A 22,055-nucleotide genomic window follows, 5' to 3' on the forward strand; every position below is an offset into this window, starting at 1 on the left:
GCGTGGAGTGTCAGCCGTCGACGGGTTCGGGTGCGTCCCTGGTCCGACGGCCGGGACGGGAGGTTGCGGTGTCGGCGGATGCCCGCGCCAGGGCGATCGTCGCTGCGAGCATCGCCGCCACCGCAACGACGAGCACCGCTGCGGCCTCGTTGCCCGCGTCGAGGTACTCGCCCAGCACCACGAATCCGAGCAGTGTTGCGACGACCGGTTCCATGACGGTGCTGGCAGGCAGTGACGCCTGCAGTGATCCGGTCTGGAACGCCGATTGCTGCAACGACGTCGCGACCACCGCCACGACGACGAGCACATAGAGCTCCAGCGACGTCACGAGCGCGAGCGGCCCCCGCCCGACCAGGTGGACGACGCCCTTCGTCAGCACCGCCGCGAGCCCGAAGAGCGCGCCGGCGGCGACGCCCAGCAGGAGAGCGCGGACCGGTCCCGTCTTCCGGTTCGCGGTCCGCAGGCAGAGTGCTACGAGCGGCAACCCGACGAGCGCGATCAGGATCCAGTGCTCCGCCGCAGCACGCGGCTCACCCGGCCGTGGATCGCCGACGATCACCAGGACCGCGACCGATGCAGTCAGCGTCCCTGCCCACAGCCATTCCCGCGTGGTGATTCGTCGCCCGCCGAACCGCGCGCCCAGCGGTAGAGCGAACAGCAGTGACAGCACCAGCAGGGGCTGCACCAGCAGCAGCGATCCCAGTCCCAATGCGGCTGCCTGCAGTGCGTACCCCGCGGCTCCCGCGGCCGTGCCGAGCCACCAGATCGGATTGCGCACCAGAGTCGTGATCGGCCCCACGGCGCCCGTCGTCTCGCTGGGGACCTCCGACGCCGTGCGTTGCCGGATCACCGTTCCGACCGCGATACACAGGGCGGCGCCGAGCGCGAACAGTGTGGCGAGGACGGAGTCGGACACGGGCCCACCCTGGCACAGCCTGGGTGCCGCTGCCGGATGGGTGGATCTCGACGAAGTCCGGTTGTCGGGCTGGCGGCGGCCGCGCGAGACCTGTCTGTCGGATCTCGCGGTTAGGGTCGAACAGTGCGCCGGACCGTACGGTGCATTCAGGGAGCTGAAGGGTGAGCGACGTGGCCACGGTACGCACTGTCGACGACATCGAACGCCGAGCCCGCCTGGCCCGTCGTCATCGCCTGGCCGGTGACTCGCCAGCCGCGGACGTCGTCGACGCAACCCGCGGTCTCGTCTGCCTGCACGCCACCGACCCGTCCACGGTGTACCTGTCGGCGCGGGCGCGGGTGCCCGGGATGACGATCGCCGACCTGGACCGTGCACTCTACGAGGACCGGTCGCTGGTCAAACATCTGTCGATGCGACGGACCCTTTTCGTGTTTCCGCGCGATGCGATGCCCTACGCGCAGGCCGGTGGCAGCGACCGCGTCGCCGAACGGGAGCGCAAGCGGCTCGTCGCCGAGGTGGAGAAGGCAGGGCTGTTCACCGACGGTGCGCGCTGGCTGGACGAGGCGGCGGACGCCGTCCTGGACGCTCTGGCCGACGGGGAGCCGACGTCGTACACGGCGCTCCGCGACGCACTGCCGGTGCTGCAGGGGTCGATGACCTACGGCGAGGGCAGAAGTTGGGGCGGTCAGGTGTCGATCGGCCCGCGGGTGCTGACGGTTCTGTCCGCGGAGGGCCGCATCGTGCGCGCCACCAACGACGGTTCGTGGCGGGTGTCCCGAAACCGCTGGGCGACAACGCAATCCTGGCTGGGTGCCGGAATCGAACCCCTCGCCGAGGTGGACGGTGTCACGTGGCTCGTCGAGCAGTGGCTGCGCTCCTTCGGCCCCGGCACCGAGAACGACCTCAAGTGGTGGCTCGGTTCGACGCTCACCCTGGTGCGAAAAGCACTGTCCGCGTTGGACATCGTGGAGGTCGACCTCGGTGGGGCGACCGGGTATCTGATGGCGGACGACGTCGAGCCCGTCGCGCCGGTCGAACCCTGGGTGGCGTTGCTGCCCGGGCTCGACCCGACCACGATGGGCTGGAAGGACCGCGACTGGTATCTCGGCCCGCACCGGGAACCGCTGTTCGACACGGCGGGCAACGCCGGGCCGACGCTGTGGTGCGACGGCCGGATCGTCGGCGGCTGGTGGCAGAACGACGCCGGCGAGGTGGTCACCCACCTGCTCGAGGACGTCGGGGCGGACGCCCACCGAGCACTCGATGCGGAGGCGGAAGCTCTGACCGAGTGGCTCGGCGGCGTCAGGGTGATGCTCCGGTTCCCCTCGCCGCTCTCCAAGCGGATGGCGTGACGCGAATCAGTCGGTCAGCGAGTCCTTCGCCTTCTGCGCGGCATCGGAGATCTTGTCGCCGGTCTGCTTGAGGCCGCCTGTGGCCTGGTCCGACTTGCCCTCGGCCTGGAGGTCCTTGTCGTCGGTGGCCTTGCCCGCGGCTTCCTTCGCGTGCCCGGTGAGCTCTTCGACCTTGTGCTTGGCCTTGTCGATGAAGTTCGACATGTGCACTCCTTGCTTCGTGGTTGGGTACGTGGTCCTGTCCTCGAAGACTCTCCCGACCGTACGCCGCGATCCGGATTCGTGCCGCGAGCCTGTCAGACGACGGTGTCCGGACCGGTCCTCGTGGCTCGGCGGACCGACGGGCGTCAGGAGATGCTGTGGAAGAAGGTGCGGATGTCGTCCGCGAGCAGCTTCGGCTCCTCCATCGCGGGGAAGTGGCCACCCTCGGTGAACTCGCTCCAGTGGTCGATGGCTCTCCACGGGTCCATCGTGCGGCGCACGAGCGGGTGGGTGTCGAACACGGCCCATCCGGACGGCACACCGGAGGGCATGGCGAAGTCGAGTCCGGAGTGCTCGGCCTCGTAGTAGAACTGCGCGCTCGACGCGCCGCTGCGCGTGAACCAGTACAGGGTGACGTTCGTGAGGAGCTGGTCGCGGTCCACCGATTCGTCCGGCGTCCGGCGGTCGCCGCCTGCCCTGGTCTTGAACTTCTCGGCGATCCACGCGAGCTGACCGACCGGCGAGTCTGTGAGTGCGACACCGATCGTGTCAGGACGATGGTTCTGCATTTCGAGATACCCGCGGTCGGCCGCTTCCATCCTGTGCGACGCCTCGAGCTGCGCGATCTCGTCAGTGGACAAACCGTCGGGGATCGGGAACTTCTCGCCGACCAATCCGAGGTACCGGGGATCGGCGCCGATGTGTGTGCCGATGACCCGCTCCGGGTGGAGCGCCGCGAGGCGGGCGGCGATGCCCGACCCGATGTCGGTGCCGTGGGTCGCGAACATCTCGTAGCCCAGGCGCGTCATGATCTCGGCAAAGGCCTCGGTTGTCCGCGCCAGCTCCCAGCCGGTCCCGGACAGCGGGGTGGAGAAGCCGAAGCCGGGCGGCGACAGAACGACCACGTGGAACTCGTCGGCCAGGAGCGGGACGAGTCGCTGGTACTCGACGAACGAGCCCGGCCAGCCGTGGTTGAGGAGCAGGGGGATGGCCTCCGGGTTCGCCGATCGCACGTGGATGCCGTGGAACGTCTGGCCGTCGACGACCGTCGTGAACTGTTCGTGCTCGTTGAGTTTCGCCTCCTGAGCACGCCAGTCGAACCCGTCGCGCCAGTAGTCGGCGAGTTCCTTCAGGTACACCGGGGGGATGCCGCGGCCGAAGTCGGTGCGATCGGCCCGGCCCGGCACGGGGGCCGGCCAGCGTGTGTGCGTCAGGCGGGCACGAAGGTCGTCGACGTCGGCCTGTGGGATGTCGACGCGGAAGGGGGCGAGTGCGGTGTTCTGGTTCATGACGCCCAGGGTCTCCGGTAATGCGGCCGATCAGCTTCCGCAATTGCTGGAAGAATCGAGAACATGTTGGAGACCTCGGCTCGGCTGCTCGAACTGCTGTCGTTGCTCCAGCTCAGGCGGGACTGGACGGGCGCCGAACTCGCCGGCCGGCTCGATGTGAGCACGCGGACGGTGCGCGCCGACATCGGCAAGCTGCGGTCGCTCGGCTATCCGGTGAACGCCCGGCCCGGCGTCGCGGGTGGATACCGGCTGGCCGCCGGGGCGGCGATGCCCCCGCTCCTGCTCGACGACGACGAGGCCGTCGCCGTCGCGGTCGGACTGCGTGCAGTCGCGACCCAGAGACTCGGAGTCGAAGAGACGTCGCTCACCGCGCTCGCGAAGCTGGAGCAGGTGCTGCCGTCGCGCCTGCGCCGTCGCGTCGAGTCGGTCCGCGAGGCGACGAGCGTCGTTCCGGGGGCGGAACCGCCGCTGGATCTTTCGGCTCTCGGCGCGGTCGCGGCCGCGATCCGCGGCCATGAAAGGCTCCGATTCGGATACACCAAGCCCGGGGACATGGAGGCGCCACGCCACACCGAACCGCAACGGCTGGTGAGCTGGGGGCCGATCTGGTACCTGCTCGCGTGGGATCTCGACCGCGACGACTGGCGGGTCTTCCGGGTCGATCGTATGGTTCCGCACGCACCGACGGGTGCGCGCTTCCGGCCGCGGTCGATCCCGGAGGACAGGGTCGTCGAGTACGTCATCGGACGCGTCAGCAAGGCGTCCTGGACGTATCGAGCGCGAGTCCTCGTGCACGCTCCCGCGGCGACGGTCGCCGCGAGGATCCCTTTTCCGGTCCCGATCGACATCGAGGTGGTCGACGAGGCCACGTGCCGTGTCCGGTTGGGTGCCGACGACCCGGACCGGCTCGCGCTGTGGTTGGCGCAGCTCGGCGTCGACGTGGAGGTGATCGACGGGGACGAGCTGGCGACGGCGTTCGATCGTCTCTCGGCGAGGTTCCGGCGCGCGGCGGGTGGTGCGTCCACGAGGTGAATCCGGCCGTCGGTCGTTCGAACTGCGCCCGGCTCCTGTCGAGGCAGGCGTGACAGTGTCAGGTGCCCAACAGAAATCAGACCACCGTCACCGACCGCGAGTGCCACCCGGTGGCGCCGTCGGGCACCGGATCCGCGCGGTCCTCGGTCTGGACTTCGCCCGCCGCGTCGGTGGCGCGCACCTGCAGCGTGTGGGTGCCCGCGGTCGCCTGCCACTGCCAGGTCCACTGCCGCCAGGTGTCGATCGAGTACTCCGGGGTGAGGGTCGCGTCCTGCCACGGTTCGTTGTCGACGCGGACCTCGACGCGGGAGATGCCACGGTGCTGCGCCCAGGCGGTACCCGCGACCGTGACCGTTCCGGCATCGACCCGTCCGAGGGCCGCGGGGACGTCGATGCGGGAGGCGGTCTTGATCGGCGCCTGCTCCGCCCAGCCGCGGCGCGTCCAGTACGCCTGCGCGCGGTCGAATCGCGTTATCTCCCAGTCGACCACCCACTTGGTCGCGGACACGTACCCGTACAGGCCGGGCACGACCTGCCGGACGGGATAGCCGTGCTCGAACGGCAGGGGTTCGCCGTTCATCGCGACGGCGAGGATCGCGTCCCGGCCGTCCCGTAGCGCGGAAATCGGGGTTCCGGCGGTGAATCCGTCGGAACTGGTGGACAGCAGCATGTCGGCGTCGGCCGACACCCCGACCTCGTCCAGCAGGTCCGCGATCGGATAGCCGATCCAGACGGCGTTGCCCGCGAGGTCGCCGCCGACCTGGTTGGAGACGCAGGTCAGGGTGACGGCCCGCTCGACGGGGGTGCGGGCGACGAGATCGTCCCAGCCGAGGGTGATTTCGCGATCGACCATGCCGTGGATCCGGAGGGTCCAGTCGTCGGTGGTGAGTGTCGGGACCCGGAGTGCGGTGTCGATGCGGTAGAAGTCGCCGTTCGGGGTGACGTACGGCGTCGCGCCTGGGGTCGCGACGTCGGCACCCGCGGGAATCGCCGGCGCGCGGTCTGCCGCGGCGACGGTTGGCAGGACGAAGCCGAGCCGGTTTCGGACGCTGCCTGCGACCGTTTCCGCGAGGTGCCTGCCCACCGCGGCGGTCGTCACCGCGACCGCGGCTGCCGTGCCCGCGAGAACGAGAAAACTCCTGCGGGACATGCCGTCCCGGCTCGGATCGGCAGCGTCGGCGGACCGGTAGCGCCTCGTCAGGACGCGCAGGACCACGATCCCCGCGGCGACCCCGACGACCGTCGGCAATGCGTGCGCGGCCGTCGCGTCGGGACGGGTCAGCGCCGCGTACACACCGACCACGCCGAGGGCGAGCAGGATGGCGCTGCCGTAGGGGCGGTGCGTGCGCTCCACGATTCCGGCGACTGCGGCGAGCACGACGATCAGGATGCTCATCCCGATGAACAGCGCGGGTTTGTCGGAGGTGCCGAAGGTGTCGATCGCGAATTCCCGTGCCCACGCCGGACTGCGGTCGACAGTCGTCGAACCCACCGCGAGGAACGGCGACGACGACGTCCCGACCGCGACGGCGAGGAGTTCGCCGATGCCGAGGGTGACGCCTGCGGCGAGGATCCCGGACACGGCGCGGCCCACGATCTCGCCTGGGTGCGTCCGTGTCTTCCTGTTCCCGCCGCTGTCTCCGTCGGTCATGTCGCCCATCCTCGTCCGCGAACGCCGCGCTGCGCGATCGCTGCCATTCCGTTTCGACTGTTGAGAGTTCGACGCGAGCCCCGGTTCGGATGGGTCGAGAAATTTCTGCGGATCCCACCCATCCGCCTCGCCGGCGGCTCCGAAGCACCGGTGACATCGGAGAGGCCGGCCACGTGCCGGGCTCGCCACTCACAACCGAGAAGGTGGAACCGAAGATGAAGACGAACCGCACCGCAGCAGTTGCCGGCCTCGCCGCCGTCGCGCTCCTCGGGCTGTCCGCGTGTTCTTCCGACGACGACACGTCCTCCTCGACGTCGGAGACGTCGATGCAGAGCGCCGAGACCACCTCGGGTGCGATGACGTCGGCGATGGCCGATCCGGCCGCCGACCTGGTCGGACCGGGGTGCGCGGCCTATGCCGAGCAGGTTCCCACAGGCGCCGGATCGGTCGAGGGCATGGCGCAGGAGCCGGTCTCGGTCGCCGCGTCGAACAACCCGATGCTCACCACGCTGACCCAGGCCGTGTCGGGACAGTTGAACCCCGACGTCAATCTGGTCGACACGCTCGACGGCGGCGAGTTCACAGTCTTCGCCCCGGTCGACGACGCGTTCGCGAAGATCGACCCCGCCACCATCGAGTCGCTGAAGACGGACTCTGCCACTCTGACCTCGATCCTCACGTACCACGTGGTGCCCGGCAGGCTCGCGCCGTCGGACGTCGACGGCACCCACACCACCGCCCAGGGCGCGACGGTCACCGTCACCGGATCCGGTGACGATCTGAAGGTCGACGACGCCGCGGTCATCTGCGGTGGCGTGCAGACCGCCAACGCGACCGTCTACCTCATCGACGGCGTGCTGATGCCGCCCGCCCAGTAGGACTGTTCCACCCGCCGAATCTCCGCCGCCGGTCGTCTATGCGCCCTCGCAATCACGAGACGCACGGTGTCGGGGTGGCGACCCGGGAGGCCGGTACCCCGACACGGCCTCCCGGGTTCGTCCACACACGACGACCCCGCACTCGGTCCAGCCGAATTGTGCCGATTTGTTGCTGAACCGGACCGCGGGCGACCTCCATCGTGCGAGCATCCCTCGACGAAACTGGAGGTTCGCCCATGGGGACCGCACTCGCCCGGAAACTCGGTGCCGCCGCCGCGACGACGCTGACGGCCGTCGCGCTGAGTGGTTGCCTGGCCCCGGACACGCCCGACGGCTGGTCGAGCTACACGATCGAGCCGGGGGCGCACAGCGCCTCGGTCGCCCGCCCAGTCGGTGCGACGGGCCCGCTCGCTGGATGGATCAGCCCTGGTGGGGCGTCCCGGACCTACGACTTCATCCTCACTCCGACGGCCGAGTACGAGCTCGTCTCGCCCACTCAGCCGGAGGATCAGTTCGACTGGAACAAGTTGCCAGGATTCTCGGACTGCGGCGACTTCGACCTGGCACGCAACGGGGCGATGTTCGGTTGGCGGTGGCGGACCGACACGACGCCCCGGGTGCTGGAGATAGTTCCGTACGCCAATGCCGATGGCGTGCACCAGTATCCGAATGCCGCGCTCGTCGTCCTGGACCACGACGACCTCGACGCGGAGCAACCGCTGCGCTACTCCATCGAGATCGACGGCTCCGTGTACCGTTTCGCGATCGACGGGACGATCCGGGGCCGCGAGATCCACGAGACGGCGACGTTGCCCCGCTCGTGCCCGGCGACGTCCGTGACCGCGGGCAAGTGGTACGCCGGCTTCTACTTCGGTGGCACGTCCACCGCCCCGTCGAGGATCCACGGGTACGTCCGTGAACCGGCCGAGACTCCGGGCACGGGGGACGCCACCGGGTCGGGTTCCGCCGGATCCTCCGGACTGGCCCTCGGCGGGTAGCCGAGGGCCGGCCCCGGCCCCCCGCCGACGGTCGTCGGCGCGTGAGGCGCTTTGTCTGGATTGTCCCGTGATCTGCGGAAAACTCCGACGAACGGCGTTGTGTTGAACGTAAAAGGGACCTCGCCCTCGCCTGGCGATGTGGGTTGGGTCACAATGGTGCCCGACCGCCGGAAGTTGAGGAGCAATTCATGTTGAGCACGATGCAGGACGCACCACTGTCCATCGCCCAGTTGCTGCGCCACGGCAGCACCGTTCACGGCGGGGCAGAGGTCGTCACCTGGACCGACGCCGGGCCGCAGCGTCGCAGCTACGCCGAGGTCGGCCGGCGGTGCGCCGCGCTGGCGCACGCACTGCGCGGACTGGGAGTCGCCGGCGACGAGCGCGTTGCCACGTTCATGTGGAACAACGCCGAGCATCTCGAGGCGTACCTGGCGGTGCCGTCGATGGGCGCCGTCCTGCACACGCTCAACATCCGCCTGTTCCCGGAGCAGCTGGTCCACGTGGCCAACCACGCCGAGGATCACGTGATCATCGTGGACCCCACCCTCATCCCGCTGCTCGCGCCGCAGCTGCCGCAGCTGACCACCGTCAAGCACGTGATCGTGACCGGTGACTCGACTGCGGGCCTGGAGGCGCCGGAGGGCGTGCAGGTGCACACCTACGAGGCGCTGATCGCCGACCAGCCCACCGAGTTCGACTGGCCCGAGGTGGACGAGCGCGCCGCCGCCGCGATGTGCTACACCTCGGGCACCACCGGTGACCCGAAAGGTGTTGTCTACTCGCACCGTTCGATCTACCTGCACTCCATGCAGGTCTGCATGACCGAGGGGCCGGGCCTCAAGCAGGGTGACCGTGCCCTCGCCGTGGTCCCGCAGTTCCACGCCATGTCCTGGGGACTGCCGTACGCGGCCTTCATGATCGGCGCGTCCCTGATCATGCCGGACCGGTTCCTGCAGCCGGCGCCGCTCGCCGAGCTCATCGCCGCCGAGCGCCCGACGTTCGCGGCAGCCGTGCCGACGATCTGGCTCGGCCTGCACCAGTACCTGGAGCAGAAGCCGCAGGACATCTCCTACATGAAGGAGGTGCTGATCGGCGGCTCGGCGGTGCCGCCGTCGCTGATGCACGTCTTCGAGAACGAGCACGGCGTGTCCGTGCTGCACGCGTGGGGCATGACCGAGACGTCGCCGCTCGGATCCGTGGCCCGGCCGCCCGCCGACTCGGAGGGCGACGACCGCTGGCGCTACCGCTACACGCAGGGCCGGTTCCCCGCATCCGTGCAGGCGCGACTCGTCGACGACGCGGGCGAGGTCGTCCCCAACGACGGCACCAGCATCGGTGAGCTCGAGGTCCGCGGCCCGTGGATCACCGGCTCCTACTACGGCGTCGATGCAGCGGACAAGTTCGACAACGGCTGGCTGCGCACAGGTGACGTCGGATCCATCACCCCCGACGGCTACCTGACCCTCACCGACCGCACCAAGGACATCATCAAGTCCGGCGGTGAGTGGATCTCCTCGGTCGACCTGGAGAACGCGGTCATGGGCCATCCGGACGTGCTCGAGGCCGCCGTCATCGGTGTCCCGGACGAGAAGTGGGACGAGCGCCCGCTCGTCGCGGTCGTGCTGCGCGAGGGGTCGCCCGCCACCGTGGACTCGCTGCGGGACTTCCTGTCCGACAAGGTCGCCAAGTGGCAGCTGCCCGAGAACTGGACGGTGGTCTCGGAGGTCCCGAAGACCAGCGTCGGCAAGTTCGACAAGAAGCGGCTGCGGTCGCAGTACCAGGACGGTGGACTGGACGTCACCCGGATCTGAGCGCCAGCCGATACCGAAATGCCTGCCGCGCCTGAAGGGGCGCGGCAGGCAGCGGGCGGTAGCATCCCGGTCGTGACCGCTCACCGACCTCTGCGTGTGCTCGTCTACAGCGACGACGCCACCACTCGTCGGCAGGTGGTCACGGCCCTCGGGACCAGGCCACATCCGGATCTCCCCGAGGTCGACTGCCTCGAGGTCGCAACGGCACCCGTCGTCGTGCGCCACCTCGACGACGGCGGTGTCGATCTGGCGATCCTCGACGGCGAGGCCACCCCGACCGGCGGCATGGGGCTGTCGAAGCAGCTCACCGACGAGATCGACAACTGCCCGCCCATCGTCGTCCTCACCGGCCGGGCCGACGACGCCTGGCTCGCGAAGTGGTCGCGTGCCTCGGCCGCCGTCCCACATCCGATCGACCCCATTCGGCTGACCCAGGAGGTCGTGGCGCTGCTCCGCGCCTCGCGTCCCTGACGGCATCTCCGTCCCCGACTGCCACCGGTCGCGACACACCTGCGTGACGTCAGGCGACCAGCCCCGGGTACCCGGCCCCGCCCATTGCATCGACAAATGTCAATATAGATGTATGTCGAATCAGATCGGTCCGGACGACGACCCGTGTTGCTCACCGCTGGTGCGTGAGCCGCTGACCGAGGACTGGGCGGGGAATCTCGCCCGGATGTTCAAGGCGCTGGGAGATCCGGTGCGCCTGCGACTGTTGTCGCTGGTCGCCTCCCATGCCGGCGGCGAGGCGTGCGTGTGCGACATCTCCGGCTCGTTCGACCTGTCGCAGCCGACGATCTCCCATCACCTCAAGGTGCTCCGCGAGGCGGGCCTGCTGGACTGCGAGCGCCGCGGCACCTGGGTGTACTACTGGGTGCTCCCGGACGCGCTGCGGCAACTCTCGGCGGTGCTGCTCACCGAGGGAGAGCCCGCGGCGGCTTCGGCGCAGTGCGCGGAGGCCACGACATGAGCGCAACCACCAACGACCATCCGCCCGTCGTGGGAAAGCTCTCGACCCTGGATCGGTTCCTGCCGGTGTGGATCGGCGTCGCCATGGCCGCCGGACTCCTGCTCGGCCGATGGATCCCGGGCGTCGGTGACGCCCTGTCCGCGGTGGAGATCGACGGCATCTCGCTGCCGATCGCCCTCGGTCTGCTGATCATGATGTACCCGGTGCTGGCGAAGGTCCGCTACGACCGCCTCGACACCGTCACCGGTGACCGCCGACTCCTGATCGGGTCGCTCGTCCTGAACTGGGTGCTCGGCCCGGCGCTGATGTTCGCCCTGGCGTGGATCTTCCTCGCGGATCTGCCGGAGTACCGGACCGGGCTGATCATCGTCGGGCTGGCCCGCTGCATCGCGATGGTGATCATCTGGAACGACCTCGCCTGCGGGGACCGGGAAGCGGCCGCGGTCCTGGTGGCGATCAATTCGGTGTTCCAGGTGGTCATGTTCGCCGTCCTGGGCTGGTTCTACCTCTCGGTCCTGCCGGGATGGCTGGGGCTGGAGCAGACCACGATCGACACCTCGCCCTGGCAGATCGCGAAATCGGTGCTGATCTTCCTCGGCATCCCGTTGCTCGCCGGGTTCCTGACCCGCCGCTACGGCGAGAAGACGAAGGGCCGCGAGTGGTACGAGTCGACGTTCCTGCCGCGGATCGGGCCGTGGGCGCTGTACGGACTGCTCTTCACGATCGTGGTCCTCTTCGCCCTGCAGGGTGAGCAGATCACCTCCAACCCGGTGGACGTCGTGCGCATCGCGATCCCGCTGCTGGTGTACTTCGCGGTGATGTGGGGCGGCGGCTACGCCCTCGGCGCCGCACTGGGTCTCGGGTACGAGCGCACCACCACCCTCGCGTTCACCGCGGCCGGCAACAACTTCGAACTCGCCATCGCCGTCGCGATCGCCACCTACGGCGCCACTTCCGGTCAGGCCTTGGCCGGGGTCGTCGGTCCGCTGATCGAGGTGCCGGTCCTCGTCGGCCTCGTGTACGTGTCCCTCGCGCTGCGCAAGCGGTTCCCATCCGCCTCCGGCCCGGTGGGCGCACTGTCACATCGTGCGCACTGAACGCACACGATGTGACATTGCGCCGAACCTGCCCGAGCCCGAAACGAAGGAAATCCATGAGTGTTCCGAGTGTGCTGTTCGTCTGCGTCCACAACGCGGGACGGTCGCAGATGGCCGCCGGCTTCCTCGCCGCACTCGCCGGCGACCGGATCGAGGTCCGCTCCGCCGGGTCGGCGCCCGCGGACCACGTGAACCCGGCCGCCGTCGAGGCGATGGCCGAGGTCGGGATCGACATCTCAGCCGAGAACCCGAAGATCCTCACCGTCGACGCGGTGCAGGCGTCGGACGTGGTGATCACCATGGGATGCGGCGACACCTGCCCAGTCTTCCCGGGTAAGTCCTACCGCGACTGGGTCCTGGAGGACCCGGCCGGACAGGGCGTGGAGGCGGTCCGCCCGATCCGCGACGAGATCAAGTCGAAGGTGGAGGCGCTGATCGCGGAGCTGGCCACCGCGCCGAGGAGCTGACCTGCCGCGTTGATCCGATGGCGGCGCAGTCCGTCACGCCGACGTCCGCGCGATCTCCCGGCCGACGATCTCCTTCATGATCTCGGTCGTGCCCCCGTAGATGGTCTGGATCCGGCTGTCCACGAAGGCCCGCGCGATGGGGTACTCCGTCATGTAGCCGTACCCGCCGTGCAGCTGTACGCAGCGGTCGACCACCCGCTTCTGCAGTTCGCTCGCCCACCATTTCGCCTGTGCGGCTTCGACGGGCGTCAGCTCGCCCGCGTTGAGGGCCTCGACCGCGTTGTCGACGTAGGTCTGGGTGACGTCGATCTCCGTGAGCAGTTCCGCGAGGACGAATCGGGTGTTCTGGAAATCACCGACCGGCTTGCCGAACGCCGTGCGCTCGAAGACGTAGCCCCGCGTCCACTCGTAGGCCGCACGAGCGCCTGCGAGTGCGCCGACCGCGATCGACAACCGCTCGCGGGGCAGACGTTCCATCAGGTGTGCAAGTCCGCGGCCCTCGGTTCCGAGCAGGTTGGCCGCGGGCACCCGCACGTCGACGAACGACAGTTCGGCGGTGTCCTGGCCGGCGAGACCGACCTTGTGCAGCTTGCGGCCGCGGGTGAACCCGTCCATGCCGCGCTCGACGACGAGGAGGCTGAACCCACGCGCCCCGGCGTCAGGGTCGGTGCGGGCGGCGACGATGACCAGGTCGGCGTGAATTCCATTGGTGATGAACGTCTTCTGCCCATTCAGGATCCACCCGTCACCGTCGCGGACCGCGGTGGTCGCGATGCTCTGCAGGTCACTGCCGGTGCCGGGCTCGGTCATGGCGATGGCGCCGATGAGCTCGCCGCTCGCCATCCCCGGCAACCAGCGCTGCTTCTGCTCGTCGGTGCCCAGATCGCTGATGTACGGGATGGTGATGTCGTCCTGGGTGCCGAGTCCGGCACCGAGCGACGTCGCGCCCGCGTTCGCGAACTCCTCGGCGACCACGCAGCGGTAGCGGTAGTCCGTCTCACCGGATCCGCCGTACTGCTCGGGCACGGCCAAGCCGATGACGCCGGCCCGGCCGGCCGCCTGCCAGGCTGTGCGGTCGACCAGGCGTTGCTCCTCCCACCGCTCGTAGTGCGGCCGGACCTCCCGAGCCAGGTACTCGCGGACGGTGGCGCGATACGCGTCGTGGTCCTCGGTGAAGATGGTGCGGCGCATGCCGTCTCCTTGTGTACGGGTAGGCAGGTGTCAGTCGGTGAGGAAGATGGACTTCGTGGTGAAGTAGGCGGCCATGCCCTCGGGTCCGAGTTCGCGTCCGATGCCGCTCGCCTTGATGCCGCCGAACGGTGCGCCGAAGTCGAGCGTGTAGTTGTTGACGCCGAACGATCCGGTTTCCACCCTGCGCGCCACGTCGATTCCGTGCGCGGCGTCCGCAGTCCACACCGTGCCGCCGAGGCCGAACTCGGAATCGTTGGCGATGGCGATCGCCTGATCCTCGTCGGCATACGGAATGACCGAGAGGACGGGACCGAAGATCTCCTCGCGGGCGATGGTGTGGTCGAGGCCGACCTCGCCGAACACCGTCGGCTCGACGAACCATCCGCGGTCCCGGTCGGCAGGACGTCCACCGCCGGTGGTCAGTTTCGCGCCCTCGCTGCGGCCGGTCTCGATGTAGGACTCGACGCGGGCACGCTGGTCGGCGCTGACGAGTGGGCCGATGAAGGTGTTCGGATCGAGCGGATCGCCGACGGGCAGGGAGGACACCATCGCAGTGACCGCGTCCAGGATCTCCGAATAGCGACTCTGCGGGGCGAGGATTCGGGTCGACGCATAGCAGGTCTGGCCGGTGTTGATCAATGATGCGGTCGCCAACCCCTGCATCGTGGCTGTCAGGTCGGCGTCGTCGAGGATCACTGCAGCCGACTTGCCGCCGAGTTCGAGCGAGACGGGCCGAAGAAGTCGGCCGCACGTTTCGGCGATCTGACGGCCCGCCGGAGTGGACCCGGTGAAGGCCACCTTGTCCACTCCGGGATGCGCCACGAGATGCTTGCCGATCTCCGGTCCGCCGGTGACGATGTTCAGGACGCCTGCCGGCAGCCCGGCCTCGATCGCAGCCTCGGCGAGCACGAACGCATCCAGCACGGTCTCGGGCGACGGTTTGAGCACGACGGTGCAGCCCGCCGCGAGGGCCGGGGCGATCTTCATCATTGCGAGGAGCCCCGGGTAGTTCCACGGTGCGATGGCCGCGACGACACCGATCGGCTCCTTGCGCACGATCGTTGTGCCGTTGCCCGCCAACGCAGGTCGTCGCTCCTCGAGTTCTGTGGCGCGAGCCAGTGCGGCGTAGTAGCCGAGCAGCCCGGCGGGTGCTTGCCCCTCGGCGACGGTGGAGATCGCGATCGGCATCCCGTTCTGTTCACTGACCAGTCGGGCGGACAGTTCCGCTCGGCTGCCCAATGCCGCCGCGAAGCGCTCCATGACGTCGGCGCGCTCGGCGGGGGTCGTGGCGGACCAGTCGCGGAATGCGCGCCCGGCGGCCGCGACGGCGGCATCGACATCAGCGGTGGTGCTGTCGGGTACCTGGCCGATCTTCTCCTCGGTCGTCGCCGAATGCACCTCGATCACGTCGCGCGACGTGGGTGCGTGCCAGGCGCCGTCGATGAACAGGGCAGCGTGGGTGTGGACCATGGGGCCTCCTCGGGCCGTCGGGACCGTGTTGCACCGCGGCGTCGACACGCGGGCCCGCACGTCGATCGACGTGGGCTCTATAACGATCGTTAAATAACCTAGATTCGGTCGCCGCCGCTGTCAACGGCGGGCGCGTGGCCGTGCGTCGCCGCTGTCACCTCGGCCGCCGCGGCCCGGACCGCCTCACCGAGGGCGAGCACGGTCCGCCCCGGAACGGGTTCCGGGGAATCGACCAGGCACAGGACGAAGGCCGGTTCGCCGCTCGGTCCGAAGACGGTCGCGTTGATCGAGATCGGCCGGTAGTCCAGATCGGTGTCGACATCGCCGATCGGTACCTCGGCGGACAGGAGGTTTCGTGCCTCCCGGAGCGCGAAGGTCGAGCGACTGCCTCCGATGCCGGGCCTGCGGAGCGCCGACACGGCGTCTGCCAGTGAACGGTCCCGCTGGAGGAGGCACTCGACTGCGAATCCGCGCTCGCGGACGACCGCGAGCACCGGGTCGTAACGAGCCCTCAGGGTGTCGGCGTCGACACCGAGTTCCTGCTCGCCGAGCGCGTACCACTGGTCGAGGCGTTCCTGCTGGTACCAGGCCGCCAGCCCGGCTCCCAGGGGTGGGGCGAGCACCACCTTGTCGCCCAGGCGCAGTCCGAGTGTGCCCCGGCGCCCGCCTACCGGCTGGACGATCTCGCCGACCACCAGGTCGTCGCCGGAGGGGAGGAATCCGACGCACGCCAGTTGGGCGTGGTCCGCGAGGTCGTGCATGGCGGACCGGGCGAGGTCGACGATGTCGGTGGCCTCGTCGGCCGCTCGCCCGATCGACACCAGCGACGGGCCCAGTTGGTAGGTCTTGCGGCTGGGATGCCGGATGAGCCAGCCCGATTCGGTGAGGGCGACCACCATCGGATAGCACGTGGCCTTGGCCACGCCGAGGTGGCGTGCGATGTCGGCCAGGGTGCGGCCGCTTCCCGGGTTCTCGGCGAGCAGTTCCATGAGCATCACGATGCGATCGGTCTGCGGAGAGTGTCGTGCCATGTGTTCGCATAATGCCACTCTGGCGTCGCAGTGTGATCGGCGCTACGTTCCTGTGTAACGCTCGATATACAGATCGGGGCGGATCTCCGGAAGGAACTTCGATGCCAATCAACGGTGGTCAGCTGCTGGCCAAGGCGCTCGCGGACGCTGGGACGACGGAGGTGTTCACCCTGCACGGGGGTCACCTGGACTCCTTCCTGATCGCCTGCGGCGACGAGGGAATCCGGCTCACCGACACCCGCCACGAATCCAGTGCGGGGCACGCCGCCGACGCCTACGCCCGCACCACCGGCGGACTCGGCGTCTGCGTGGTGACCTCCGGACCCGGGTTCACCAACGTGTACACCGCGATCGCCAACTCGTACCTCGACCGCACGCCGGTCCTGTTCGTGGTGGGGGCGCCGCCGCTGCGCGAGACCGAGACGAACCCGCTGCAGGGTGGCTTCGACCAGATCGCGGCGGCGACGCCGGTGACCAAGTGGTCGCACCGGATCACCGATCCGGCCCGCGTGCCCGAACTGGTGTCGCTGGCAATCCGCAAGGCCACCACGGGGATTCCCGGACCCGTTCTCCTCGAGGTGCCGATCGACGTGATGTTCGGCGAGGCCGACGAGGACGCGGTCCGCTACCCGAGCGCCTACACGGTCGACGCCCGGCCCGCACCGGCGGCCTCCGCCGTCTCGGCCGCACTCGATCTCCTGCAGACCGCGTCGAACCCGGTGATGATCATCGGTGGCGGCGTCACCTTCGCCAAGGCGTCGGACGCACTGGTCGCCTTCGCGGAGGCCGTGAACATCCCCGTCTTCTACCCCGGCAAGTCCGACGGCGCCATCCCCGCCGGCCACCGCCTCGCCTCGGGCGGACTGCTCGCGCTCGGCTCGCTGCCCGCGATGGGCGCGCCGACGCCGGACGTCGTCCTGATCGTCGGCGCCAGGGCAGGCATGTTCACAGGTGGACGCCCCAGCCTGTACCCCGGCGCCCAGTTGATCCAGGTCGACATCGACGCATCGGAGATCGGCCGGATGCACGACGTCGCCGTTCCCGTGCTCGCGGACTGCCGGGAGGCGCTTCTCGCGCTGACCGCGGGCGCCGCCGACCGCGCCTGGCCGGACTGGTCCGACTGGGTCCGGACGGCCACCAGCGCGAAGGACGTGCACCGCGCGGGCTTCGTCGACGAGACCACCGAGTCCGGCAAGCCGCACCCCTACTTCGCCGCCCGCGCCATCGTCGAGGCGTGCCCGCCCGACACCATCTTCGTGATGGACGGCGCCGAGGCGCCGTCCTGGGGTGAGTTCTTCGCGACCACCGAGACGACGGGCGGCGTCCTACGCCTCGGCTACCTCGGATGCCTCGGTGTCGGACCCGGTTTCGCGATCGGCGCGCACCGCGCCCGCCCGGACGCACCCGTCGTGATCATCACCGGTGACGGCGCCGCCGGCTTCCACATCCAGGAGTTCGACACCATGGCCCGGCACGGAATGCCCGTGGTCACCGTCGTGTTCAACAACGCGGTGTGGGGAATGTCGATCCACGGCCAGGAAGCCGTCTACGGTGACCGCGGTGTCGTGGTGTCCGAACTCGCCGACAGTGCCTACGAGAAGGTCGCCGAGGCGTTCGGCGGCTACGGCGAACGGGTCACCAGCACCGCCGATATCGCCGACGCGATGAAGCGGGCCTTCGACTCGGGCGTCCCCGCCTGCCTCAACCTCGAGGTCGACCCCAACGTCGTCCACCCGATCACGACGATGATGCTCGGTGACGTCACAAGCACCGACGAGATCGTGGTGCCCTACTACGAGAACATTCCCCGATGAGCGCCGTGTCGGGCCGCACCACGGTCGTCATCGGGGGTGCCTCCGGAATCGGCTGGGCCAGTGCGCAACTCCTCGCCGCAGAAGGTGCCACGGTCGTGATCGCCGACATCGACGCCGACCAGGCGGCGGCGCGTGCCGGTGAACTCGGCGGCGGCGCCCGCAGCGTCCGGGTCGACGTCACGGACGAGGAGTCGGTCCGCGCCCTGTTCGAGGGGACGGCCAGCGACCTGGGTTCGGTGGACATCACCCTCAACTGCGCCGGTGTCAACCTGCCGGGCATGATCGTCGACCTCGATGCCGCGTCGTGGCAGCGGACCCTCGACCTGTGCCTGACCGGGGCGTTCCACGTGATCAAGCACTCCGCCCGGGTGATGGGCGCAGGCGCGGCCATCACCAGCATCACCTCCCTCAACGCCCGTCAGCCCGCGGCCGGATTCGCCGGGTACTGCGCCGCGAAGGCGGGGCTGGCCATGCTCACCCAGGTGGCCGCGCTCGAACTCGGAGAGAAGGGCATCAGGGTCAACGCCATCTCCCCGGGGTTGGTGGAGACCCCGCTGGTGACGGGGCTGACGTCCGTTCCGGTGATCCAGGACGACTTCACCGACAACACACCGCTCGGCCGCAACGGCCAGCCGTCCGACGTCGCCCAGGCCGTGCTGTACCTGTCGTCCGACGCGTCGTCGTGGGTCACCGGTGAGGTGCTCGACATCAACGGCGGGGCCCACCTGCGGCGGTATCCGGACGTCATGAAGCACCTCGCCACTCTGTCCGGGTGACCGGCGCGGCGACCGATCTGCACTGTCGACACGAAGCAGGAAAGCACCTCGATGACCTACCGTCTCGCCGACGAACCGCGTCGGCACGCAGCCGAACGCCCGAATTCCCTCGCCCTCACGGGAAGTGGGATGTCGGTGACGTACCGGGAACTCGACGACCGCACCAACCGCCTGGGCAACGTGCTCGGGCGGTTGGGGGTCGAGCCGGGCACCCGCGTCGCCGTTCTGGACCGGAGCACGCCGCAGGTCGTCGAGGTCGTGTTGGCCGCAGCCAAGGTGGGGGCCGTGACCGTCCCCGCCAACTGGCGTCTCGCGGCGACCGAACTCGCGGAGGTGCTTGCCGACGCACAGGTGCGGGTCCTGTTCTACCGCAGCAGCTTCGACGCCGTCGTCGACGAGATCCGGACCGGGGTGCCGTCTCTGGGGCACGTGGTCCGGTTCGACGGTGACGGCGACGACGGGTACGAGGCGCTGCTGGCCGCGGCCGACGACAGCGACCCCGGCTGGACGGGTGCAGCCGACGACACCGTCCTGCAGCTGTACACCTCCGGCACCACCGCCAAGCCGAAAGGAGTGCTCGGCTCCAACGCGAACCTGGGCGCGTGCACCCGGACAGGTGGTCCCTGGGGCTTCGACGAATCCTCTGTGAGCCTGTGCGCCATGCCCCTGTTCCACATCGGCGGGCTCGGCTGGGTGTTGGTCGGACTCGCCAACGGCGCCCACAACGTCATCGTGCCCGAGTTCACGCCGGCCTCGCTGCTCGACGACCTCGAGCATCATCGGGTCACCAACACGTTCCTCGTACCGTCCGTCATCGGCATGCTCGTCGAGGTGCCCGGTGCAGCCGACCGCGATCTGAGCGCGTTGCGGTCCATCGCCTACGGATCGTCCCCGATCACCCCCGTGGTGCTCAAGCGTGCGCAGACGACGTTCGGGCGCCCGCTGTTCCAGGTGTACGGACTCACCGAGACCCACGGCGCGGTGACGCAGCTGGACGCCGCCGACCACAGCGTCGACGGCGACCGGGTGCACCTGCTGCGTTCGGTGGGCAAGCCGTATCCCTGGGTGCGGATCAAGCTGGTGCGACCCGACTCCGGCGAACTCGCGGAGACCGGGGAGGTCGGGGAGATCTGTGTGCAGTCGCCGCAGAACACGGTCGGCTACTTCGATCGACCCGACGAGACGATGCGGGCGATCGATGCCGACGGCTGGTTCCACACCGGTGACGTCGGTCGATTCGACGACGACGGATACCTCTACATCACCGACCGGATCAAGGACATGATCATCAGCGGCGGCGAGAACGTGTACCCGATCGAGGTGGAATCGGTGATCGCCGAGTTCCCCGGCGTCTCCCAGGTGGCCGTCATCGGAGTCCCCGACCCGACGTGGGGAGAGGCGGTCAAGGCCGTCGTCGTCGCGGGTCCGGGGGAGTCGATCGACGCCCGGGAACTGTCCGGCTTCGTGCGCGAGCGGCTCGCGGGCTTCAAGTGTCCGAAGACCGTCGACGTCGTCGAAGCCCTGCCCCTGGGTGCGACAGGGAAGATCCTCAAGCGGGAACTTCGAGGAAGGTACGCCGCCGCCGGCGCGGTGTGATTCTCGCGTTGGCTGGCCGGTCGGGCCGGCTACCGGGCCCGCTTGGTGCGGGGGCGGGTGCTCGGGTTGGCGGTCGAGACGTAGCCGACGGCGGTCAACGCGATGTCGACGTACTTGGCCGCGACGATCTCCGGTGACATCCGGCCCTCGGCATGGAACCACCGGGGAATCGCCTGGCACATCGCCAGCACAGCGCGCGTCGACTCCGCGGAATCGGCCGTGTGGAACACCCCTCGCGCGTTCCCGTCCACGACGATCTCGCGGACCACGTCCTCCACACCCTTCCGGAGGACGCGGTACCGAAGGCGGTTCTCCGGGCTCAGGTACCGGACCTCTCCCTCGAGAGCCGCCAGGCGGGCCCGAGTCGTCATCCTGAGCACGATGGCCTCGATGACGTTGGACATCCGCTGCACGGGGTCGTCACCGCCGTCCGCGTCCGCCGCGTGCGCCCGCGCCAGCATGTCGCTGGTCGAGTACTCGAGCAGTGCGAGCAGAACACCTTCCTTGCTGCCGTGGTGGTAGTACAGCGACGGGATCGCGACGCCCACCCGGTTGGCTATGTCGCGCACCGACGTGCCGTGGAAGCCGTTCTCGTAGAACAGATCGAGGGCGTGGGTCAGCATGGGGGACAGCTCGGGCGGTTCCATGCGTCGCCAGCTCGGGTTGCCGACCACTTTGGTCGCCGTTGCCGCATCGGGTCCAGGTCCGGACATCGGTCGCCTAACTATCGATCACTACAGTCGTGGGTCAAGTGTATCGGCGCACCTCCCGGGCGACCCACTCGATGACGGGTGTACCCGTCGAGCAGGAATCCGACGACACCACGCGCGAGTGTCGTGGCTCACACGGACCGGCGGCCGGGGGTATGTTCGGCTCCAAGGAGCGGACGTGCCCGGAGCATGTCTGCCGATCACTCCGCTCCCGCGGTTGCTGGACAGCTCAGTGCATGCGTCGGACCAGGGAGCAGGTCGTGAGGCGGATCGAGCAGGACGGACGGCAGGGTCGGTGGTTCGCCGGCCGATGCCCTGCTGCCGCCGGTGTCCGCTCGGTTCGGCCGACACTCCCGCTCGGATGGGAGAGCCATGAACGTCTACATGCCGATCCTCGTGCTCGGGGCGATCGCGGTGGTGTTCGCGGTGTTCTCCGTTCTGGTGGCGTCCGTCGTCGGTCCGCGCCGTCACAACCGGGCGAAACTGCAGGCGTACGAGTGCGGAATCGAGCCGACCTCGCAACCGGACCGGCACGGCAGCGGGATCGGTGGGGCGTCCGGGCAGCGAATTCCGGTGAAGTACTACCTGACCGCGATGCTGTTCATCATCTTCGACATCGAGATCGTCTTCCTGTATCCGTGGGCGGTCCACTTCGACGCGCTCGGCGCCTTCGGCCTCGCCGCGATGGCGCTGTTCATCTTCAACGTGTCGGTGGCCTACGCCTACGAGTGGCGGCGGGGCGGTCTCACCTGGGATTGACGGTGGTGGCGGGACGGATCGAAACATCCTCCGGTACCACCGAATC

Annotated in this window: 21 protein-coding genes; 13 read left to right on the plus strand and 8 right to left on the minus strand. The window is 69.1% G+C overall.

Features of this window, described 5'->3' with window-relative positions; all coding sequences use genetic code 11:
* Positions 1 to 10: 10 nt before the first annotated feature.
* A complete protein-coding gene (locus ACFSJG_RS09990) occupies positions 11 to 916 on the minus strand; it encodes a DMT family transporter (protein ID WP_378485044.1) in 906 nt (301 codons plus the stop codon).
* Positions 917 to 1,077: 161 nt separating this feature from the next.
* Between ACFSJG_RS09990 and ACFSJG_RS09995 the strand changes: the two genes are divergently transcribed.
* Positions 1,078 to 2,268 (plus strand): winged helix DNA-binding domain-containing protein, encoded by a 1,191-nt coding sequence (locus ACFSJG_RS09995; RefSeq protein ID WP_378485045.1) that lies wholly within the window; start codon positions 1,078 to 1,080, stop codon positions 2,266 to 2,268.
* Between the two features lie 6 nt (positions 2,269 to 2,274).
* Here the strand turns inward: ACFSJG_RS09995 and ACFSJG_RS10000 are convergent, their stop codons facing one another.
* Together ACFSJG_RS10000 and ACFSJG_RS10005 are read right to left on the minus strand one after the other, a co-directional pair.
* Complete coding sequence (locus ACFSJG_RS10000) at positions 2,275 to 2,472, minus strand: CsbD family protein (protein ID WP_378485046.1); 198 nt, start codon at positions 2,470 to 2,472, stop codon at positions 2,275 to 2,277.
* 143 nt (positions 2,473 to 2,615) lie between these two features.
* Positions 2,616 to 3,758 (minus strand): epoxide hydrolase family protein, encoded by a 1,143-nt coding sequence (locus ACFSJG_RS10005; RefSeq protein WP_378485047.1) that lies wholly within the window; start codon positions 3,756 to 3,758, stop codon positions 2,616 to 2,618.
* Between the two features lie 63 nt (positions 3,759 to 3,821).
* Between ACFSJG_RS10005 and ACFSJG_RS10010 the strand changes: the two genes are divergently transcribed.
* Positions 3,822 to 4,790 (plus strand): helix-turn-helix transcriptional regulator, encoded by a 969-nt coding sequence (locus ACFSJG_RS10010; protein ID WP_378485048.1) that lies wholly within the window; start codon positions 3,822 to 3,824, stop codon positions 4,788 to 4,790.
* A 76-nt stretch (positions 4,791 to 4,866) separates the two neighbouring features.
* On the opposite strand, the gene ACFSJG_RS10015 is transcribed toward ACFSJG_RS10010, so the two are convergent.
* Entirely contained in the window at positions 4,867 to 6,441 is a 1,575-nt protein-coding gene (locus ACFSJG_RS10015) for a molybdopterin-dependent oxidoreductase (RefSeq protein ID WP_378485049.1), read from the minus strand.
* Between the two features lie 215 nt (positions 6,442 to 6,656).
* Between ACFSJG_RS10015 and ACFSJG_RS10020 the strand changes: the two genes are divergently transcribed.
* The 7 genes from ACFSJG_RS10020 (at position 6,657) to ACFSJG_RS10050 (ending at position 12,662) form a co-directional block, all read left to right on the plus strand.
* Positions 6,657 to 7,319, plus strand: a complete 663-nt coding sequence (locus ACFSJG_RS10020; protein ID WP_378485050.1) for a fasciclin domain-containing protein — start codon at positions 6,657 to 6,659, stop codon at positions 7,317 to 7,319.
* A gap of 236 nt (positions 7,320 to 7,555) precedes the next feature.
* Positions 7,556 to 8,317 (plus strand): hypothetical protein, encoded by a 762-nt coding sequence (locus ACFSJG_RS10025; RefSeq protein WP_378485051.1) that lies wholly within the window; start codon positions 7,556 to 7,558, stop codon positions 8,315 to 8,317.
* A gap of 188 nt (positions 8,318 to 8,505) precedes the next feature.
* Positions 8,506 to 10,128 carry a long-chain fatty acid--CoA ligase gene (locus tag ACFSJG_RS10030; protein WP_378485052.1) on the plus strand — a complete coding sequence of 541 codons (1,623 nt, stop codon included), beginning with the start codon at positions 8,506 to 8,508 and terminating at the stop codon, positions 10,126 to 10,128.
* A gap of 18 nt (positions 10,129 to 10,146) precedes the next feature.
* Positions 10,147 to 10,599: an Rv3143 family two-component system response regulator gene (locus ACFSJG_RS10035; RefSeq protein WP_378485053.1), complete on the plus strand. Its 453-nt coding sequence runs from the start codon at positions 10,147 to 10,149 to the stop codon at positions 10,597 to 10,599.
* Between the two features lie 112 nt (positions 10,600 to 10,711).
* Positions 10,712 to 11,098: an ArsR/SmtB family transcription factor gene (locus ACFSJG_RS10040; RefSeq protein WP_378485054.1), complete on the plus strand. Its 387-nt coding sequence runs from the start codon at positions 10,712 to 10,714 to the stop codon at positions 11,096 to 11,098.
* Positions 11,095 to 12,195, plus strand: coding sequence for an ACR3 family arsenite efflux transporter (gene arsB / locus ACFSJG_RS10045; RefSeq protein WP_378485055.1), 1,101 nt, complete (start codon positions 11,095 to 11,097; stop codon positions 12,193 to 12,195). The genes ACFSJG_RS10040 and arsB overlap by 4 nt, the downstream gene beginning before the upstream one ends.
* A gap of 56 nt (positions 12,196 to 12,251) precedes the next feature.
* Entirely contained in the window at positions 12,252 to 12,662 is a 411-nt protein-coding gene (locus ACFSJG_RS10050) for an arsenate reductase ArsC (RefSeq protein ID WP_378485056.1), read from the plus strand.
* Positions 12,663 to 12,695: 33 nt separating this feature from the next.
* Here the strand turns inward: ACFSJG_RS10050 and ACFSJG_RS10055 are convergent, their stop codons facing one another.
* From ACFSJG_RS10055 to ACFSJG_RS10065, 3 genes are all read right to left on the minus strand, one after another.
* Positions 12,696 to 13,853, minus strand: a complete 1,158-nt coding sequence (locus ACFSJG_RS10055; RefSeq protein WP_378485057.1) for an acyl-CoA dehydrogenase family protein — start codon at positions 13,851 to 13,853, stop codon at positions 12,696 to 12,698.
* A 30-nt stretch (positions 13,854 to 13,883) separates the two neighbouring features.
* A complete protein-coding gene (locus tag ACFSJG_RS10060; protein WP_378485058.1) occupies positions 13,884 to 15,323 on the minus strand; it encodes an aldehyde dehydrogenase in 1,440 nt (479 codons plus the stop codon).
* A gap of 98 nt (positions 15,324 to 15,421) precedes the next feature.
* Entirely contained in the window at positions 15,422 to 16,354 is a 933-nt protein-coding gene (locus ACFSJG_RS10065) for a helix-turn-helix domain-containing protein (RefSeq protein ID WP_378485059.1), read from the minus strand.
* Between the two features lie 101 nt (positions 16,355 to 16,455).
* Between ACFSJG_RS10065 and ACFSJG_RS10070 the strand changes: the two genes are divergently transcribed.
* Genes ACFSJG_RS10070 through ACFSJG_RS10080 form a run of 3 tightly spaced genes read left to right on the plus strand, consistent with a single transcriptional unit; the run spans position 16,456 to position 20,540 of the window.
* Complete coding sequence (locus ACFSJG_RS10070) at positions 16,456 to 18,168, plus strand: thiamine pyrophosphate-binding protein (RefSeq protein ID WP_378485060.1); 1,713 nt, start codon at positions 16,456 to 16,458, stop codon at positions 18,166 to 18,168.
* Positions 18,165 to 18,944 carry an SDR family NAD(P)-dependent oxidoreductase gene (locus tag ACFSJG_RS10075; RefSeq protein WP_378485061.1) on the plus strand — a complete coding sequence of 260 codons (780 nt, stop codon included), beginning with the start codon at positions 18,165 to 18,167 and terminating at the stop codon, positions 18,942 to 18,944. The genes ACFSJG_RS10070 and ACFSJG_RS10075 overlap by 4 nt, the downstream gene beginning before the upstream one ends.
* Positions 18,945 to 18,995: 51 nt before the next feature.
* Positions 18,996 to 20,540, plus strand: coding sequence for a long-chain-fatty-acid--CoA ligase (locus ACFSJG_RS10080; RefSeq protein WP_378485062.1), 1,545 nt, complete (start codon positions 18,996 to 18,998; stop codon positions 20,538 to 20,540).
* Positions 20,541 to 20,569: 29 nt separating this feature from the next.
* Here ACFSJG_RS10080 and ACFSJG_RS10085 read toward each other — a convergent pair whose 3' ends face one another.
* Positions 20,570 to 21,253 (minus strand): TetR/AcrR family transcriptional regulator, encoded by a 684-nt coding sequence (locus tag ACFSJG_RS10085; RefSeq protein WP_378485063.1) that lies wholly within the window; start codon positions 21,251 to 21,253, stop codon positions 20,570 to 20,572.
* A 369-nt stretch (positions 21,254 to 21,622) separates the two neighbouring features.
* Here ACFSJG_RS10085 and ACFSJG_RS10090 point away from each other — a divergent pair, with 369 nt between their 5' ends.
* Positions 21,623 to 22,009, plus strand: coding sequence for an NADH-quinone oxidoreductase subunit A (locus ACFSJG_RS10090; protein ID WP_378485064.1), 387 nt, complete (start codon positions 21,623 to 21,625; stop codon positions 22,007 to 22,009).
* The last annotated feature ends 46 nt before the right edge of the window (positions 22,010 to 22,055 follow it).

The organism is Rhodococcus gannanensis, from assembly GCF_042681175.1.
Classification (GTDB): domain Bacteria; phylum Actinomycetota; class Actinomycetes; order Mycobacteriales; family Mycobacteriaceae; genus Rhodococcus_G; species Rhodococcus_G gannanensis.